At 44.9% G+C, this 18456-nt stretch carries 16 protein-coding genes; 7 read left to right on the plus strand and 9 right to left on the minus strand.

Translation table 11 applies throughout. The features are described 5' to 3' along the window. The first annotated feature begins 213 nt into the window (after positions 1 to 213). From AACT52_RS15430 to AACT52_RS15455, 6 genes are all read left to right on the plus strand, one after another. Entirely contained in the window at positions 214 to 654 is a 441-nt protein-coding gene (locus tag AACT52_RS15430; RefSeq protein WP_073631969.1) for a VOC family protein, read from the plus strand. Then, the gene (locus AACT52_RS15435; RefSeq protein ID WP_233153956.1) at positions 639 to 803 is read left to right on the plus strand and encodes a hypothetical protein; all 165 of its coding nucleotides are present in this window, start codon (positions 639 to 641) and stop codon (positions 801 to 803) included. Before AACT52_RS15430 ends, AACT52_RS15435 begins: the two co-directional genes overlap by 16 nt. A 619-nt stretch (positions 804 to 1422) precedes the next feature. Then, positions 1423 to 3474, plus strand: a complete 2052-nt coding sequence (locus AACT52_RS15440; RefSeq protein ID WP_073631971.1) for an alkaline phosphatase family protein — start codon at positions 1423 to 1425, stop codon at positions 3472 to 3474. A 63-nt stretch (positions 3475 to 3537) separates the two neighbouring features. Continuing rightward, positions 3538 to 5160 (plus strand): alkaline phosphatase family protein, encoded by a 1623-nt coding sequence (locus AACT52_RS15445; RefSeq protein ID WP_233153957.1) that lies wholly within the window; start codon positions 3538 to 3540, stop codon positions 5158 to 5160. Between the two features lie 55 nt (positions 5161 to 5215). Continuing rightward, the gene (locus AACT52_RS15450) at positions 5216 to 5476 is read left to right on the plus strand and encodes a hypothetical protein (RefSeq protein WP_445263924.1); all 261 of its coding nucleotides are present in this window, start codon (positions 5216 to 5218) and stop codon (positions 5474 to 5476) included. Positions 5477 to 5497: 21 nt separating this feature from the next. After that, positions 5498 to 6130, plus strand: a complete 633-nt coding sequence (locus tag AACT52_RS15455) for a hypothetical protein (protein ID WP_073631973.1) — start codon at positions 5498 to 5500, stop codon at positions 6128 to 6130. A gap of 360 nt (positions 6131 to 6490) precedes the next feature. Here the strand turns inward: AACT52_RS15455 and AACT52_RS15460 are convergent, their stop codons facing one another. From AACT52_RS15460 to AACT52_RS15485, 6 genes are read right to left on the minus strand one after another with little or no spacing between them, the layout of a single operon-like run. Continuing rightward, a complete protein-coding gene (locus tag AACT52_RS15460; protein WP_073631975.1) occupies positions 6491 to 7168 on the minus strand; it encodes a cytochrome c oxidase subunit 3 in 678 nt (225 codons plus the stop codon). A gap of 25 nt (positions 7169 to 7193) precedes the next feature. Beyond that, a complete protein-coding gene (ctaD, locus tag AACT52_RS15465) occupies positions 7194 to 8864 on the minus strand; it encodes a cytochrome c oxidase subunit I (RefSeq protein ID WP_073631977.1) in 1671 nt (556 codons plus the stop codon). Positions 8865 to 8895: 31 nt separating this feature from the next. Further along, the gene (locus AACT52_RS15470) at positions 8896 to 9699 is read right to left on the minus strand and encodes a cytochrome c oxidase subunit II (protein ID WP_073631978.1); all 804 of its coding nucleotides are present in this window, start codon (positions 9697 to 9699) and stop codon (positions 8896 to 8898) included. Between the two features lie 25 nt (positions 9700 to 9724). Then, complete coding sequence (locus tag AACT52_RS15475) at positions 9725 to 10330, minus strand: DUF2231 domain-containing protein (RefSeq protein ID WP_073631980.1); 606 nt, start codon at positions 10328 to 10330, stop codon at positions 9725 to 9727. Beyond that, positions 10327 to 10821 carry a DUF2231 domain-containing protein gene (locus AACT52_RS15480; protein ID WP_073631982.1) on the minus strand — a complete coding sequence of 165 codons (495 nt, stop codon included), beginning with the start codon at positions 10819 to 10821 and terminating at the stop codon, positions 10327 to 10329. The genes AACT52_RS15475 and AACT52_RS15480 overlap by 4 nt, the downstream gene beginning before the upstream one ends. Before the next feature lie 24 nt (positions 10822 to 10845). Then, the gene (locus tag AACT52_RS15485) at positions 10846 to 11022 is read right to left on the minus strand and encodes a hypothetical protein (protein ID WP_158054653.1); all 177 of its coding nucleotides are present in this window, start codon (positions 11020 to 11022) and stop codon (positions 10846 to 10848) included. Positions 11023 to 11533: 511 nt separating this feature from the next. Here AACT52_RS15485 and AACT52_RS15490 point away from each other — a divergent pair. Then, positions 11534 to 13378, plus strand: a complete 1845-nt coding sequence (locus AACT52_RS15490) for a glycoside hydrolase family 15 protein (RefSeq protein ID WP_073631983.1) — start codon at positions 11534 to 11536, stop codon at positions 13376 to 13378. Positions 13379 to 13402: 24 nt separating this feature from the next. Here AACT52_RS15490 and AACT52_RS15495 read toward each other — a convergent pair whose 3' ends face one another. The 3 genes from AACT52_RS15495 to AACT52_RS15505 all read right to left on the minus strand — a co-directional run bounded on the left by AACT52_RS15495 (position 13403) and on the right by AACT52_RS15505 (position 18400). After that, entirely contained in the window at positions 13403 to 14770 is a 1368-nt protein-coding gene (locus AACT52_RS15495) for an NAD(P)/FAD-dependent oxidoreductase (protein WP_073632098.1), read from the minus strand. A 57-nt stretch (positions 14771 to 14827) separates the two neighbouring features. Next, positions 14828 to 15079: a hypothetical protein gene (locus tag AACT52_RS15500; protein ID WP_073632100.1), complete on the minus strand. Its 252-nt coding sequence runs from the start codon at positions 15077 to 15079 to the stop codon at positions 14828 to 14830. Between the two features lie 729 nt (positions 15080 to 15808). Then, entirely contained in the window at positions 15809 to 18400 is a 2592-nt protein-coding gene (locus tag AACT52_RS15505) for a chloride channel protein (RefSeq protein ID WP_073631984.1), read from the minus strand. Positions 18401 to 18456 lie beyond the last annotated feature (56 nt).

Consider the following 18456-nt stretch of genomic DNA (forward strand, 5'->3'; position numbering starts at 1 on the left):
GCGCAATTCAATTGAATGAAGTAATTATTTATCTGTGTCCATCTGTGTCCATCTGTGGTTCATTATTTCTTTGTGTACCTTACTGCGGGTTGCAAACCGCTATATATCTCACGCAAAGTGGACTTATATAGAAGTACAAAATTGGCTATTGAAACAGTCCGTTTGGATAACCTACTCTGACAGTAACAGGCATTCTTGAAGAGAGTGTATCCTATGACTGAGAAGCAAACTGTCAACGGTATTGTTGAATCCGTGCTATATGTTGAAGACTTGGCACGCTCGCTTAAGTTCTACGAAGATCTATTCGGATTTGAAAAAGAGGTCATGGATGAGATGATCTGTGTACTCCGGGTGCCCAACCGACAAGCCCTGATCCTGTTCCCCAAGAGCATCGCTCAGGAGCCGGGGAGGACAACGTCTCCCGTCGGTACAGTAGAAGGGGTGATTCCTCCTCATGGTGGAAGTGGTCGGTTGCACGTAGCATTCTCAATTGCCGCGTCCGAGCTAGAGTTTTGGGAACAACGACTCGCTGAGCGAGGTATCCCCATCGACAGCAAGGTTCATTGGAAACGGGGCGGGTGGAGCCTATATTTCCGGGACCCAGATGAGCACCTCCTTGAATTGATCACCCCAGGATTGTGGACATTTTATTGAGGTTGTTACGGACTGATTTAAACTACTCAGGACTTGGAGGTGAGGCGATCGCCCTCACCCAACACCTACAACCCGATGTCATTTTGATCGATGTCCGAATGCCAATTTGCAATGGCGTTGCGGTTAATGATTATAATCATTATTTCTGATTTACCTACTAAAAATTTGATACTTAATTGAGAATAATTATTACAACCAATAAGACCATTTTCTACTAACTTATAAATGAATCTTTCTAAAGAATGATTTTAAAAAAACTTTTTGTTAACCTATACTTAAATAAAAAACTACCAAAAATTAATTGGAGAAATACTTAATTTGTATTATCTTCATAGATGGGCTATTACTGGTAGTAAAATCTGGAAAATCAACACGCGGTTTACTGAAATCAATCGCTAATGTTAAGAGGAAAATATCTGAGAAAGAGAAACAAAGGCGTTTTTCAGATATTATTAATATTTTGACTAACAGATGATATTCTCTGTAACTAGCAATTTTTAATAAGAGGAAATTTCTATTTAAAAGAAGTCGAGTTTCACTAAATTTCCCAAGAATTTAAGCATTAAGAAGTAAAGAGAGTTTACAAGAGGTTAGCGGACAGATCTCTTGTAAATAGTTGAGTGAAAAAAATGAACTCCTGAATTATTTAGTACACAAATAAAACATAGATTAAGCAATTATCCAAGCAAAAGGTACTAAATTCATGAGGCGATAGATGTATTTTTTTCCCGATTTGCCATTTGTCATATTTTGAATGGAGTCAAAGACATGGATGAATATTTAAGTAACAATTCTGTGAACCCCAGCGCCAATGCTTATGGCTTGGGTAACACTTCAGATTTGCAAACCAACGACCAGCCTATATTGGGTCAAACTCCCACTGGTAGGAACGTAATTATCTTTGTGGCAGATGGGTTGCGACCGAGTTCAGTCAATCCAGAAGATGCGCCAACACTCTATCAGTTGCGTCAGGAAGGAGTGAACTTCGTCAATAGCCATTCTCTGTTTCCCACTTTCACAACTCCAAATGCGTCGGCGATCGCCACTGGGCATTACTTAGGTGATACAGGCGACTTTAGCAACACAATCTACGTAGGGTATCCTGTCTTTGCTGGTGGAGGAAATGGGACACCAACGCCGTTTATTGAAAATGACGCGATTCTCAGTGACATTGACGAACACTTCGGTGGTAACTACCTGGATGAAGAAACACTGCTAGCGTATGCCCGGCAAAACGGTTACAACACCGCTGCGGTTGGGAAACTCGGACCAACACTGATTCAGGATGTCACTCAAGGCAATGTCGGACCAGATGGGAAGATACCAACACCGGACACGATCATTATTGATGACTCGACAGGCAAGACAGGTGGGGTTCCTCTCAGTTCAGAAATCACCAGACGATTGGTGGATGCAGGGGTAGGTATCACAGCCCCCGACCGTACTAATGGCGCAGCCAGTACCGACCAGCTGAGCAACGGCTATTCAGGGAACAATACCACTCCCGGAACGCTTGCGGCAAATACAGTTCAGCAGCAGTACTTTACCAATGCAGTTACCAAGGCAATCCTGCCTGACTTCACTGAAAAAGGCAATCCCTTTGCAATGGTCTACTGGTCACGAGACCCGGATGGTACGCAGCATAACCAAGGCGATAGCCTCAATAGCTTGACTCCCGGGATTAATGGTCCTACCTCGAAGGCAGCAGTGAAAAATGCCGATAACAACCTCAAGCAAATTCTGGACTTCATCAATAGCGATCCGCAGCTCGCAGCGAACACCGATATCTTCATCACCTCGGATCACGGCTTCTCCACAATTAGCAAGCAATTAACGGATACCCAAGGAGGAAAAGTTAGTGATTATGCGTCATCACAAACCTATCCGGGGGTGAATCCTGGCTACTTGCCTCCTGGATTTGTGGCAATTGACATTGCCCACGAATTGGGACTACCGCTGTATGACGCCGACACGCCAACTGCTGATGGCAAAAACTATACCTTGGTAGACCCTACCCAAGGACAACGTCCTAGGAATGGTGATGGGTTGATTGGTGGTAGTGGTGTGATTCAGGACAAGCCTGATGCCAAAGTTGTTGTTGCTGCCAACGGCGGTTCTGACCTGATTTATGTTCCAGATCAAAATCCAGAAACCGTCAAGCAAGTGGTGGATTTCCTCAGCAAACAGGACTACACCAGTGGCATATTTGTGGATGATCAGTTCGGCACTATCCCTGGAGCATTACCGATTAGTTCAATTAATTTGAAGGGTTCCACGCAACTACCTACACCTTCCATCGTCTTGAACTTCCGGACATTTGCCACTGACAGTAACAATCCCTTTGGCTCCCAGGTAGAGATTGCTGACACAGGTTTGCAGCAAGGACAAGGGATGCACGGTAGCTTTGGTCGCGGCGATACTTACAACAATATGCTGGCGTTTGGTCCTGACTTTAAGCAGGGTTACACCAGTTATGCTCCGGTCAGCAATGCCGATGTTGCAATTACGCTGGCAAACGTTTTAGGATTTGACATTCCTAGCAATGGTGAACTGACAGGACGCGTTATCAATGAAGCACTGGTGGGTGGTCCTGACAGTGTTTTTTACACTCAAGATACCTTAAAGTCTGACCCAACTGCTGATGGTGTGAGTACATATCTCAATTACCAGCAGGTAGGTGACACCAAGTACTTTGATGCTGCTGGGTTTGAAGGTCGGACTGTTGGGTTAACGATCCTCCCGTCAAATGTCACTTCAACTCCTGATCTCCTCTATGCAGGAGCGCAAACCGAACAGGAATTAATCCTTAGCCAGCGCTAATAGACGCCTCAAGATTGACTCTCGATATCGGAACTTTTTTAATCTGGGTTGAAGGTAGTGTTTATGATTCAATTCCTGAGACGTCATCTACGAACATTGATCTGGTTTGCAGTTGGCTTGGTCTGTGCGCTCTTGTTAGCAACAGGGTTTTCCTTTACTCGGCTCACTGCAACGGCGACTAGACCCAAGCATCAAGGTTCTTCACATACATACACTAGTCATCATGACTTGACAGGGCGCGTCATTGCTAGCGCCGACACTAAAGTTCCCAAAGTTATTCTGATTTCCCTAGACGGTGCAACACCACGACTGATTAATCAATACTTTGCCGATGGAGTCCTTAGCAAAAATCAGGGTTTAGGGTTACTACAAAGCAAGGGAGCTTTTGCTCAACAAAATATTACAATCACCCCATCCCTTACTGCTGCCGCACATATTGCCATTGGCACGGGTTCTACAGCAGCAAACAATGACATCAACTCCAATTCGTTCCATTTAGTTGCCAGTCCCTTTAACCAAAATATCAGTGGCTTTGCTGCCCCGATTGGTGGTTATGAATTTGACATTCATGGACCCTCTGAAAGCGTAAATCCAACGGCTCAACCATTGTGGTTAGCTTTGAGAGAAAATGGCAAGAAAGTCGTAGCAGCTACATTTCCGGGTGCAGATGGAGCAGATATCACTGTGCCAGGTTTAACAAACAACCCGATTGTGCAGCCAGCCAGTAAAAGAACCGTAGATTACACAATACCTTACGGAACCTTTGGTGGAGTTGGAGCGCAAGGTTTTAGCCTAACAGCAGCAGACTTTGCTCCCGCGCCCGAGACCATCCTTGACCAATTTAAAGAGGCTGGCAAAGTATCCTACAGCCCCATTTTGGAAACCAACAAATCTTTTGATAAATTTACAGTTGGTGCGGTGAATTACGATATTCAGGTGGCTGCCCTCGACACTACAGATGAGAAGCAAGTAAATTACGATACTTTAGTCTTCTTTGATGCTACCCAAGGTATTCAGCCTGGTTCTTTCAGCTTGCCTTCCACTGGACCTGCTTACGTGCGCGTCAATGACCAAAAGTCTAGCCCATTCTATTTAGAAGGGAGCTCGAACAAAGCAGGAACTGCCTTTTACGCAACAACCGTAGCACCTGACTTATCCACTGTCCGTTTTATTCGCTACTCTGCAAATTACATCCCACGAAACCGAGCAGTACTTGCAGATGTGGACGACATCAATAATAATGTTGGCTTCTGGGGAATCGAGCCTGACTTCCGCATCACCGAACGACTTAGCCCTGGACTTGGGAATTTTTCTGACAGCGAATTAGAAGCTGTTTACCAAGACCAGCTTCAGACGTTCGTTGACTATCAAGCTCGTGTTGGTTTACGGGCAATCAACAAGAATCCCCATGCTGATTTAGTATTACTCTACATTGAGCAACCCGATGGTGCAGAACACCAATTTTTTATTACTGATCCACGTCAAGCAACTGATTTTAGCAATCCCAACTCCATTGGAGAAGGTCAGGATAAAGAAAAGATAGCCCGTTACCAAAGCTATGTCCAAGCAGCTTACCAAGCAAGCGATCGCGCAGTACAAAAAATCATTGACGCCGTTGGTACTGATAGACGTGGCAACTTTTTCTACTTCATCGACGGCACTCTCTCAAACTCATTTAGACGGTAGTCGTACCAAAAAATCTCTGTCTGAACGAGTTCATTACGACGCAACTGGTATTAAAATGCATCGTGACTTAATGAGTGCGTACTTGAGTAGATTTGTTAATCAAGACGATAGACTGTCAGTGCAAGATGCCCTTAACGGGTATCGTGGGGCGGAGTCGCTCCTGATGGAGGCGTGGCAGGAGTCTTTAAATCGCGAACGAGTAGGCTCGTCCGAAAGTGGGTTGATTGCCCCAGAGCGGTTCTCCGACAAGCTAGGAAAGGTTAACCAGATAGCTGACTGCAAGCAGTCCGAGCGAAAAGTTAACCCCAACTCCTAGCCCGAATCCCCCAACTAGAAGTTGGGGGAGTGGCTCAAAACAGTTAGTATCAACAACTTCCTGCAGAACCAAGGCTTTGACCCCAACAAAGTTCGAGCAGTTTCTTCTGGACCTGCCGTCAACATTTACATTAACCTCAAAGGACGCGAACCTAATGGTAATGTGAGTCGTGAAGAGTATATTACCTTGCAACATAAGGTAGCAGATGCGCTCAAGTCCTTTGTAGACAGCAACCCATACTATGCTTATGGTAATAGCGTACCTGTGTTTGACAAAATATATACGCGACCTATCCCTGAATTGAATGACCCCTCTTTTGGTCTAAGCACCAGCGATTTTATTGGTCAAGATAGCGGCGATGTCTTTGCCTTACTTACAGAAGGTTACAACTTCGACGGTGTTCAAACTCCAGTCGTGCAGCGTTTAGGAGATTCTGTTTCTAGTAGCCCTGTATTATCTGTACCCAATTTCTATGGCGCACACGGTTATGACCCAACACTGCCAAATATGAGTGCGATTTTCTATGCAGCTGGTCCAGATATTCAACCAGGCAAGTTGGAGCAAGTGCGTAATATTGATATTGCACCAACTATCTTACGTCTATTGAATGTTAATCCTGCACCCACAGTGCAGGGGAAAGCAATTTTCGAGTAATTCAAACACGTTTCTCCTTTCAGAGAAGATAAAAGGCAGGTGGCAGATCCTTGCAAGTTCTTTCGTTCTGCTTCCTGCCTTTTTGCTTTGCAACTTAAAGCTGATAAAAATTCTGGCGTTGCTGAATTCCCGATATGAATTATATAGCGGTTTGCAATTGGCTAAGGTACATAAAGAAATAATGAACCACAGATGAACACAGATGGACACAGATAAATCTGTACTTCATTCATATGAAACGCGCTATCAATTCATGGGTGTGTAGAGACGTGCCATGGCACGTCTCTACAAGGATTTCGTATCAAACTACAAAAATGTATACAAAAATAATTCATGACAAAATTAGCAACGCCAAAATTGCTATGGTTGCCAAAGATAAAGAAGCGAAAACAGAATGACCCAAATCACGTCAACAAAGTGCCAGAACAAGGTTGTCGCACTTACGCCAAAGTGTCCTTTGTTATAGTTACCCCGAATAAAAGAACGAATCAGCATGAGTATCTGTAGAAGAACACCGACAAGAACGTGCAGACCGTGGAAGCCTGTCAGGACGTAGAATGTCCCCCCAACCAGCCCCGTAGTTAGACCGAAGTTGAGGTTGTTCCACTCAATCGCCTGACCAATGAGGAAGTAGATTCCCATAACAGATGTAATCAGCCACAGCAAGCGAAATCTGGTAATTTTGCGACGCTTGAGGGCGTTTTCTGCTGATTGGATGACAAAGCTACTGGAAAGAAGGACTACCGTGTTAAAAATCGTAAATGCAGATAATTCAGGTCCCGAAACACCAGGCGGTAACCAATTGGAAGTCGTCAATCTTAGAGCAATGTATGTGAAGAAAAAACTCAGGAAGACTATGCTTTCCGACAGTAGAAATACGGTAAACCCGAATAGTGTTCTGCCATGCTCATCTTCCGCATTTCCCCCACCTATTGGCAGGAACCGTTGCAGCCAATTTGGTAGAGAGCGCCGTAACTTATCCAAACGGATAGGGCTTTCATCTAATATTTCCTCTAATAAATCAATAGGATTTTCCATGATTGCTTATCCGATGAAATTGCAGCTATTCTTGAGTGGCAGCTTCTGGTGTTGATCGGGATCTACCGTCGTAGTTGTAGGGCGGTTCGGTCACAACTGGAATTTCCTCGAAGTTCTCTCTTGGAGGCGGTGATGAGGTTTTCCACTCCAAACCTGTGGCGTGCCAAGGATTGTCAGATGCTTTAGAACCGAGTAGTAAAGAACCTATCATATTTGCGATGAAGGGCAATGTCGCCATCCCCAACAAGAACGCCCCAAGGCTGGCGACGACGTTCCAGCCCTGATACCTTGGATCGTAGGAGGAGATTCGGCGCAACATACCCTGTAAACCTACGGCGTGCATAGGGAAGAAGGTGAGATTGGCACCGATGAAGGTTAATAAGAAATGTAGCTTGCCCCAGCCCTCAGCGTACATTCGTCCGGTTATTTTAGGGAACCAAAAGTAAATTGCGGCAAAGATTGCCATCGTAATGGTATTGTGGACGATGTAGTGAAAGTGACCTACGACGAAATAAGTGTTGTTGACGTGAATGTCAAACGGTACTGAACTGAGCATGACGCCAGTGATACCGCCTAAAATAAACATCACTACACCTCCTAAGGCAAACAGCATCGGTGTCAAAAGATGCAGTCTGCCATTCCAGATGGTAGCAGTCCAAGCAAATACCTTGACGCCAGTGGGTATGGCGACCAACATCGAGGACGCCATGAAGAGAATCCGCATCCAGTCAGGCGTAGCACTAGTGAACATATGATGCACCCAGACGAAAATGCTAACCAAAGCAATGCCGAAGGAGGCGATCGCCACTGACCGATAGCCAAACAGGGGATTGCGAGAAAAGGCGGGGAGAATCTCTGAGAAAATACCGAAAGCAGGTAGTGCCATTACGTACACTGCTGGGTGAGAGTAGAACCAGAACAAATGCTGGTAAATAATTGGGTCACCATTCTGCAACGGTTTAAAGAAGTTTGTCCCGAAACTCAGGTCGAAAAATAGGAGTATCAATGCGCCCGTGAGCGAGGGCAAGCAAAATAGTTGCAGGATCTGAGCGCTGAGAACCGTCCAGACGAACAAGGGCATACGGAAGAACGTCATCCCTGGTGCGCGCATCCAAACAATGGTCGTGATAAAGTTGACTCCCCCGATAATTGATGAGATGCCCAGTAGTATGACGCTCAGAATCCAAATAAATTCGCCGTTGAGCAAGTTACCGGAGGAGTTCTGGATGCTAATCGGCGGGTAAGACCACCAGCCAGCTTGCGCAGGACCATTAGGCAGCAAGAAACTTGAGAGTAGCAGAATACCTGCTGGTGGAATTATCCAGAAGGCGATCGCATTCAGGAGTGGAAAAGCCATGTCCTTTGCCCCAATCATCAGCGGCACTAGGTAGTTGGCAAGACCTGCCATAAATGGGATAATCCACAGGAAAATCATCACCGTGCCGTGTAGGGTGAACAAGCCATTGTAGAGCGAGCGATCCACCAGATTTGATTCGGGCGTCACCAGTTCGCCACGGATAATCATAGCTAACAGCCCGCCTATCAAGAAGAAAATGAAGGTCGTCACCATGTACTGGACACCGATGACTTTATGGTCTTTGCTGAAGCTGAAGTAATCCCGCCAGTTTGTCTGAGGCTGGCTATGGGAATTTTCGGACTCGCTAGTGCCGCTACCTTCAATAGAGTTATTTGTCATTCATCACCTTCTTTTCAACTATGATGATTCATTATTTTTGAGGAGTTGATTTGCCCGCAGCAGCCTGGGAAAGCCACTGGTTATAAGCTTGCGGAGAATCAACGTACACATCTGCTTGCATCAAGGCGAAGTCAGTACCACTGAATTGGGAATCACTCAGCTTATACTTACCCTCCCGAGTGGGCGCTAACACAATCTCAATGTTGCGGTTGGGGACAATGTCCTGTTTCAAGCGGAACTCCGGAACGTAGAAACCGTGGATAACGTCCTCCGAATGCATATCTAAGCGAGTCCGCTGATTGAGCTGCAGGTGCAATTCGTTACTGGTAACATTCCCTGGATAGCGGAAAGACCAAACCCACTGCTTAGCGACAACCTCAATGTTTTGAGCCACAGGTTTGATATTCTCACTAACCGTGACAGCGTAAGCAGGTTCTTCAATAGGTATATGCAGGTGTACCACCTGCGTTAAACCAAGGATATCCAATTGCTGATAAATTTTGTAGCTTTGGGTTGCGAGCCACAACACCAGTAGAGTCGGGGTAACAGTCCACAGGATTTCCAGCCTCACATCATTTCTGGCAGGATGACCGTGGCTCCAGTCTCCTTTGGGGGCACGACAGGTGAGAAGCGAATATACTATGATCCCAGTCAGCCCCAAGAAGATGAACGCTCCAACTGATACCAGAAAACTAAATATCTCATCCACCCGTTTCGCTTCTGCAGTTGCCTGAGCAGGCATCCAAGAGTATGCTTGTTGTCCAAGCCAACGACTGGCAATGAGAATCGCCGCTATAAAAGCAGCTAATAGCAGTGTGTTTAAAATTTTTCTCATATAACTTGTAGAAACCCTTACACCCTTACTTGAGCAGCATATTGGGGTTTTCCCCCCGCCGTAGCAAACCCGCAGCAGTATTGTGAATTCCAAACTCGCTGCCCATGTGCGCCCCCAGCGTTCCGTGGACATACAAAATACCCAATAGCGCAATGCCCACTAACAAATAACTCCACTGTACCTGCCTAGTGACATTCTTACGCCAGCGATAGCGCTGCAACCCCCTCCACACAGTCATTGCAACGAAAGCTGTCAGCAGCAAAACACCTCCTACACCATGCAAAAGCATCGTTGCACCAGCTCCCAACCCCCAAGCACTCTTCACATCAGTTGGCGGATTTGCTAGCAAAAGCTCGAAAAAACCTGCTGCTACAGTAAAAAATGTGATCACTGTACAAGCTAGCAGGTTGTACCAACCCACATCATAAAAGCCTGAACGAATGGCAGTCAGAGACAAAAATTTGAGGATTGGTTTTTCTATGGGAAAAAGTGTACCTGCTATGTCAAAAACTATGGCGATAATAAATAAACCTAGCGTGAGATGCACCAAATTTGGATGTATGGGAATCTCGTATGGTAGCCCATTTGCACCCAGCTTGAACCACAACTGGTCAATAAGTTGCGAGTTCATCGCAAGACCCCCTGCTTTGTCGCTTCAACGACTGGTTCCACATGCAACCCGTAAACCCAAAACAACTTGCTTCCCAAATAGACCTGTAAGGACACCAAGCAAATCAAAAATGTGGCAACACCTAGGTAAGCAACTGGTATCTTTAGTGGGTCTTGGGCGCGAATTGCAAAACGCCATGCTGTAATGGCGACAAGGATCGCCGCAAGCGCCCAGCCAGTTATTGTATGTGAATTCAGTATCGGCTGAACTGCTTTGTAAGATTGGGCTAAACCAGCTTCAAACTGACCAAAGATAACAGCAGCGAAGATGGCGATCGCCGCAACAAACATATTCCAAAAACTCACCTCAAACAAACGGTGGTTACGGGTTAGATATCCCACCACGTCGCAGAAGAAGGAAAAAAACACCATCGCAATCACGAAATGAACAATGATCGGATGGATGGGATCAGGGTATGGTAGATTCTCACTATTGAGAGGCAAAGCAAGCATTGCTTTCTCCTTTCAGCAATTTGGTTATTTTTGGGCTTTTTCTAAAAGGCGATATATGCTCGTCGCATCTGTTGCTCCCGCAGCGATCGCCCCTCTCTCAAAGCGATAGAGCAACCGCTTTGTAGGAACAGTTAACGGCTCATCCACCGGGCTTTGGAAATAACTATCCAGTTGAAAAAGGTTAAAAATTTTACTGTACAAGCAATATTCCTACCCTACAGCTATTCCACTATTCTTATTCAAATAAGTATTTACTTATAAATGTATAAAAACAAATCTATCTTAAGATTGATATCAATAACACTTTGACAATTTACCAGTTAAATTTTTCCATAAAAATAGTATGTCAATCAATGACATATCTTCTACATAGAAATGTGATATAAATGTGTTAAACGAACCTCAATCTTTCAAACGAGTCATTTGTTTTTGTACTTTGAGACTTTGAAAAGTTATATTTTTGATTCCAATATAAATATTATGAAATTAGGATAACATTTTATTTTTTTATTAGAAATATCATGTTTATTACTTCGTAAGACAGAAGAAATAACTTGACAAAATGTTTAATTTGAACATAGATATTTAAATCTTTTTTACTTCTTCACACCGTAAGTTAGGGGCTTGCATCCTTTCTTTTTTTGAATTTTTTTGAATTTAGTTAAAGTGCTTGCCCGTAGGGCATATTTTGAATTTCAGCAAAGTGAGACTCATGGGATATCAGCCAATCCAAAACTATGGAATTATTGGGAACACGTACACAACAGCCTTGGTGGGGCTGAATGGATCTATCGACTGGTTTTGTTTTCCTTTTCATGACTCGCCCAGTGTCTTTGCGGCACTACTGGATCATCAAAAGGGCGGGCATTTCAAGATTTCACCCAGGACTTGTGAGGTGACTCACAAGCAGTTCTACTGGCCTGAAACCAACGTCTTAGTAACCCGCTTCCTGACACCAGAAGGTGTTGGAGAAATCACCGACTTTATGCCTGTAGGGATGGCTGCACAAGAGGTTGGAGCTCACTGGTTAATCCGGCGTGTTAAGGTGATTCGTGGCTCCATGGATTTCCTTATGGAATGCCGTCCCGCTTTCAACTATGCCCGAGATGAACACCAAACAACACTCAGTTCTGGGGGTGCGTGCTTTCACTCACCAAAACTCAGCCTCGAGCTTTTAACAGATATCCCACTACAGCAAGAAGACAATGGAGTTTTTGCCAAGTTTAACCTTCAAGCAACACAGACAGCGGTTTTTGTAGTGCGGGAAACTCAACCCAATCGTGGTTGTGGACATCCTCTCGACCAGTCACAAGCGGATGAGTTGTTCAAGCAAACCGTTGATTACTGGCGTTCCTGGCTTGAGCAATGCACTTACATGGGTCGATGGCGCGAAATCGTTCACCGTTCAGCACTGGTGTTAAAGCTACTAACCTATAAACCGACCGGAGCAATCATAGCAGCGCCTACCTGTAGTCTTCCAGAGAGTATTGGCGGTGAACGCAACTGGGACTACCGCTACACTTGGATCAGAGATGCAGCTTTCACGCTTTATGCGTTAATGCGTATTGGTTTTACCAAAGAAGCTGCTGAGTTCATGAATTGGATAGAGTCTCGTTGCCATGAGTGCAGTCCGAACGGCTTATTGCAAAATATGTATGGAATTGACGGACGGCATGAGCTGAGCGAAGAAATCTTAGATCATCTGGAGGGTTACAAAGGTTCAAGCCCGGTTCGTATCGGCAATGCTGCTTACAAACAGTTACAACTGGACATTTATGGCGAGTTGATGGACTCGGTGTATCTCTACAACAAGTATGGAGCACCAATCTCATATGATATGTGGACCAAAGTCCGCCATATGCTTAATTGGGTTTGTGACAACTGGCAGCGACCAGACTCTAGTATCTGGGAAGTGCGTAACGGACAACAACACTTCGTGTACTCAAAACTTATGTGTTGGGTGGCTTTGGATCGCGGCTTGCGTTTAGCAGATAAGCGTTCATTCCCAGCAGAAAATCGAAAGCGGTGGATCGAGGTTCGAGACCAAATCTATGAGGAACTCATGTCCAAGGGATGGAATGCCTCACGTCAGGCTTTCGTGCAATATTACGGTAGTGATTCGCTAGACGCCGGAAGCTTAATTATGCCTCTGGTATTCTTTCTCTCGCCAGTAGATCCCCGTATGCTGGCTACTTTGGATGCCATCAATCAACCTCCGAAATCAGGAGGGTTAGTCTCTGATAGTTTGGTATACCGATACAATGTGGAAGAAACGCCCGATGGTATAGAAGGAAATGAGGGCACGTTCAATATCTGCACGTTTTGGCTGGTTGAGGCACTAACCCGCGCCGGAGTTAAGAATAAGGAGAGTGCCCGGCTCGATAAAGCCCGACTCCTATTTGAAGAAATGCTGGGCTATGCCAACCATCTGGGGCTTTATGCCGAGCAAACGGGACCGAGTGGCGATGCATTAGGGAATTTCCCCCAAGCTTTTACACATCTGGCTTTGATTAGTGCAGCTTGGAACTTAGATAAAGCGCTTGATGGTAAACGCTAGTAATCAAGAGACGTTATACCAAATTTATTGTTTTTTTTCCTCGTCTCCTAACATTTGGAATAATTTTCTCGCAACCATAACACCTACAACTGCTCCACCAACTAATTCCACTGCCTGGACTACTTTCTTGCCCACATCGTGAGGGTCAAGGTGGCGGTGGAAAATCTCTTCATCTACCCATTCTACAGTGGCTTTAAAGTCATGAATCGGCGTCGGCAAGAGCTCTAGATAAGTGCCTTGACGGATTAAATGACCTGGTTTGCCAGTCACTTCAAAAACGTTGTAAACGTTAGCAGCGGCATCGTTTAACCCAAGTTTGAGCAAAGTGCCACGTATGTTAACCCTAACAGGTTTGGGGTCATTTCCTAAAGCGATCGCTTTCAAATTTTGAGCAATTGTCGCTCCTTGTTGATATGCAACTTGTGCAGTCGGCGGAAAGGAACTGTCCTCGACTGCGGCACAATCTCCGCCTGCAAAAACTTCTGGAAAATCGGGCAGTTGTAAGGTTTTCGTGACTTTTAATCGACCGTGCTTGTCTCGGTGTTCCTCTGGAATTGCCAAATCTTTAATCAGCGGATGGGTCGCAGTGCCAGCTGTCCAAATTGTGGTATAAGTTGGCAGTGTCTCAGACTTGCCATCGCGCTTATACTCGATTGTGTTGGAACGGATAGCTGTGGCTTCTGCCCCCAAAAGCATTTCTATTGGCACGGTGCGTTTTTGCAATTCTTGCTCGGCAGTTTCACGCAGATGACTGTTAATATCACCTTTTAGGATTTCCTTGCCGTGGTTAATGAGTACCACCCGCACTTCTTGAGGATTGCCTTTTAGTGCGGCATACCAATTTGGTAACAAATCGGCTAAAGTGGCTGCCATTTCCACACCGGAAGGACCACCACCAATAATTGCAACTGTAAGCAGTTTACGACGTTGTTCTGGATCTTCAGTTTGCGCGGCTTTTTGCAAACAGTCACGCAAATGTCGATCAATGGCGATCGCATCTTTTTGCGTCCAAAAAGGTAAAGCATTTTCTTTTGCCCCCTCAACACCAAAGTAGCCTGTGACGCTCCCTAAGCCTAAGACTAAGTTGCTGTAGTTGTAGGAAGTTCCTGAAGTTAATTTGACTTGTCGTTGATGCAGATCAATTGCTTGCACTGTATCTTGAACAAAAATCACACCACTCCCTTTCAGCAATTCTGTAAAACGCGGGACTACCTGAAAGGTATCCATTTCACCACTAAAATACTCGTAAAGTAACGGCTTAAAACAAAAGCGATCGTTGCTATCAATCAAAATGACAGAGCGAGGATAGTGTTCATGTGCAAGGTGCAACGCTGTAAATAGCCCGGTAAAGCCACCGCCTAAAATAACCGTTTGATAAACTGGATTGTTCATAAAATAATTTTTCTCCATCATCTTGTTTGGAGATACGTTGATTAATAAACCGCTCTGCTATACCGTTAAAAAGAAAGTAATTAAAATCACACTCAGGGTAATAGCGAACAAGATAGCGTATTCAACTCTACGACTAAAAAATCCAATCACAGCAATCAGGATGATACCAAGAGCGAAAATGCCAATGTACTGCTCCTTTTGCAACCCTTTAGCAATCAGTGGGTCATTTTGCGTCCCCGGTGGGGGAGTTTCCTGAGTTGTCCCTCCATACTGATTTTTCGGTTGCAATTCTCGCGTTGGTAAAGCCATAAAACTATTCCTTTCAAAAAAATTAACCAACTTGTTAGAGGTGATAGTGCTTACTTGCCCTTGCATTCAAGCATTCCATCATTACTGACTAGAGCCACCTGAAACGTAGCGTTGCAGCGGTGGGCGCGCAAGCTACCCCCCTACGCGTGAACGCATGAGAGGACAAGAAAAAAAGGTATCAAGGCTCCTTCAAAATTGCTATATGTTGCATCTTTTTGCTGTTGCAGGAGTTCCACGACAGACAGAATTTTTAATATTTATTTTTGGTGAAAAATAACTACTAACAATACTATCCAAAGGGTGATTTATTTTGACAAAAAGTTTTTTAACGGAAAATTTGAAGATTTTTTATATTTTACTTTTGTCACATAAGATTTACATCTTTGTCATATAGAATTCACATCTCGAAATGCTATTAGCGAGCATCAAAATCGTTATAGAAGCCAGCTAAATTGGTGAAAAGTCTTTAGCTGGCAGTTCAATTCAACTTGTCGCGGCAAGGAGTCCCCAATCCCCGTGGAAAAAACCTGTACAAAACGCGCAACCCTTTTACGATTACTCGTTCTGCGCTCCACAGATACACGCGAGTGTGCCCCAAATCAAGCAGTTTATTAGAAATTATTTTCGATTAATACGAAAAATCCTGCTTGATTTGTTGTCGGGTTGCGCGTTTTGTATAGATTAGTGCGTCCCCAATCCCCTTTACTTGCAAGCTAAGAACTCGACAGATTATGCAAGGGCACTGCGTACCAAAATAACAGTGCAATGACTTTTACGAGAAATAGTCTCTGGAATATTTCCTTTTATTGCTTGTTGTAAAAGCTTTTCACGGCTAGCACCCAATACAATGACATCACTGTGGTCCTTTTCGGCACACTCCATCAATGCCTCAGGCACAGAACTGGCACAGACTGAAGTAGCCATGACCTTACCGCTCACTTTACGTTTGAGAAAGCGAAGAGATTTATCTAGTAATTTTGTATCAATAGCAGATTCATCAGGCTGGAAAACTTGACATAGTTTAATTTCAGGCGTCGAACTGAGAGTTGCGAGGGCAGGTAACAGTTGAAGGGCTTGACGGGAGTTAGGACCGCCTGCCATTGGCACCAACCAGCGGTTAAAAGTTCTTTTACCATTCAATTTCACCAAGACAACATCACAAGCAGCTTGGCGAATCACAGTGTCCACAACTCGGCTGAAAACTCGTCCCGGCGTGGCAGTACTGCCTTTCCAGCCCATCAAAAGTACGTCAATGTGTCGTTCTTTGACCGTCTCCAAAATTGCACTAGCCACATTATGGGCAACTCGAATTTGCGTGTGAACGGGAATCTGTTTATCTTGCAAGTGCTGCACCGCCTGAGTTAAAAGGCGATCGCTGTGACTGGTTGATACTGCTGTTTGATCTGGCGTGCAATTGCGTGGTACAACAATCACAGAAAGGCATTCTATTTCGTAATTCCGCTCTAAAGCTATAGCAGTTGCCATTTCCAGTAAAGTTTGGGCTGTATTTGGATGGGATAACGGTACTAACAACCGTCCTTTGCCTGTAGCCGGAGAACGGGTTTGATAAACGACATAGGAAGGTTCAGGTTTTGGTCCGGTCTGTTCAGTATTGCCACTCAGCCGTTCTGCTTCCACCCGAATAATATCACTGCGTGTAATAATTCCTACTAGCCTTGTGTTTTCTGTCACTGGCAAACAGCTCAGATTATAACGGTTGAGTAGGTGCAAAACATAAGCTAGCGTCGCTGTTGGACTCACCGTCACTGGTTCAGGTGTCATGATTTCGCTGATGAGTGTATCTCCATCTACCTGTTGTGAGGTGATATTTGCGATGTCTTTCTGAGTGACGATACCAACAACTTTGCCATCCTCTATGACTGGAAAGTTACGATGGCGGGATTGGGAAAATGCCTGCACTGCTTCCTCAACAGTCATCTGACTAGATAAAGTTTCCACACGCCGTTGCATGACATCTGCTGCTAAAAGTTGCGCTAAAAAACCCTCTTTGTTTGGCTCTTTTTCCAAATGAATGCCACTGAGTTCTAACAGGCGATCGTAAAGCGAACCAGGCACGACTTTTTCCGCCACCAAGTAGGCGACAACCGCGCCAATCATCAGTGGTAGCACCAAATTAAAATCTGTGGTCATTTCAAAGACAATAATGATGCTGGTAATTGGCACTCTCGCTACCGCACTCAAAAACGTACCCATTCCAGCCAAGGCATAAGTTGTGGGAGAAGTGATTCCCAAGAAACTATGCTCTGCAATTCCCACCAAATAACCAAGCGCAGCTCCCAACAGCATTGGAGGAACTAACAACCCTCCCGGCGCTCCTGAACCGTATGCAATTAATACTAGAATAAACTGTGAGATAAAAGCCACGAGTGTGACACCAGCGCTGAGTTCACCAGCCGTCAAAGTTTCTCGCAGTCCTGCCGTATCATGGAAAGGCGCTGGCAAAAAAGCAATTGTTACACCACAAATTAACCCTGCTAACCCCACCCTCACAGGTAATCCAAAACGTAAAAAACGGCTGTTAAATTTTATAGAAGCAATAATTCCTTTGTTAAACAGTGCGCCTAACAGTCCTGCCAATACTCCTAACAGTAAATAAAAAGGAATTTCTTGAGGCGAAAAGTTTGTCTGCAATGCAGTCAACTCTAAGGTTAAGCTATGTCCTCCTAGCCATCGCGAAATCACCGCACCAATGAAAGAAGCGAGTATTGCCGTACCTAGAGTAAAGCCGGAGACATCTTGAAGGAGTTCTTCTACAACAAACAAAAAACCGGAAATCGGGGCATCGAAAGCTGCAGCTAACCCAGCCCCTGCACCTGCGGCAATGATTTGGCGACGGTAATCTGGAGAACTGGGAAACAAGCGATTGAGTTGATTAGCTATGGCAGCTCCCACCTGTAGTGTTGGACCTTCCCGACCCAAGGGCAAACCCGAACCTAGTGCTATGACTGCGCTAAACAGCTTGACCAGTGCTACCCGCAAGTCCAGTGCCATTGGGACTTTGGCAAGTACAGCCTTGACTTGTGAAATGCCGCTACCAGAAGCCTCAGGAGCTACATATTCCACCAACCAACCAGACAGTAGTCCGCCACCTAAACCAATTGCTGGTAATACAAACCATGCTGGTAGCAGATGAGTTGTATGGATTCGCCATCCGCCTAAAGCACTTACGCCTTGCTTTAAAAAGATTGCTGCTAGCGCCGACACTAACCCAATCAGACAAGCTTGAAAAATTGCCAGGCGTTTTGGTTGCAAAATTTGTCGGTAGAGCTTGAGCCAATAAATTTTTCCCCTGATTAACATCTTTTTGGGAATTACTTTTAATAATATGAAATTTACGGTTATCTATTGATAGCTTT

This window comes from Scytonema sp. HK-05, from assembly GCF_963872035.1.
GTDB lineage: Bacteria > Cyanobacteriota > Cyanobacteriia > Cyanobacteriales > Nostocaceae > Kalymmatonema.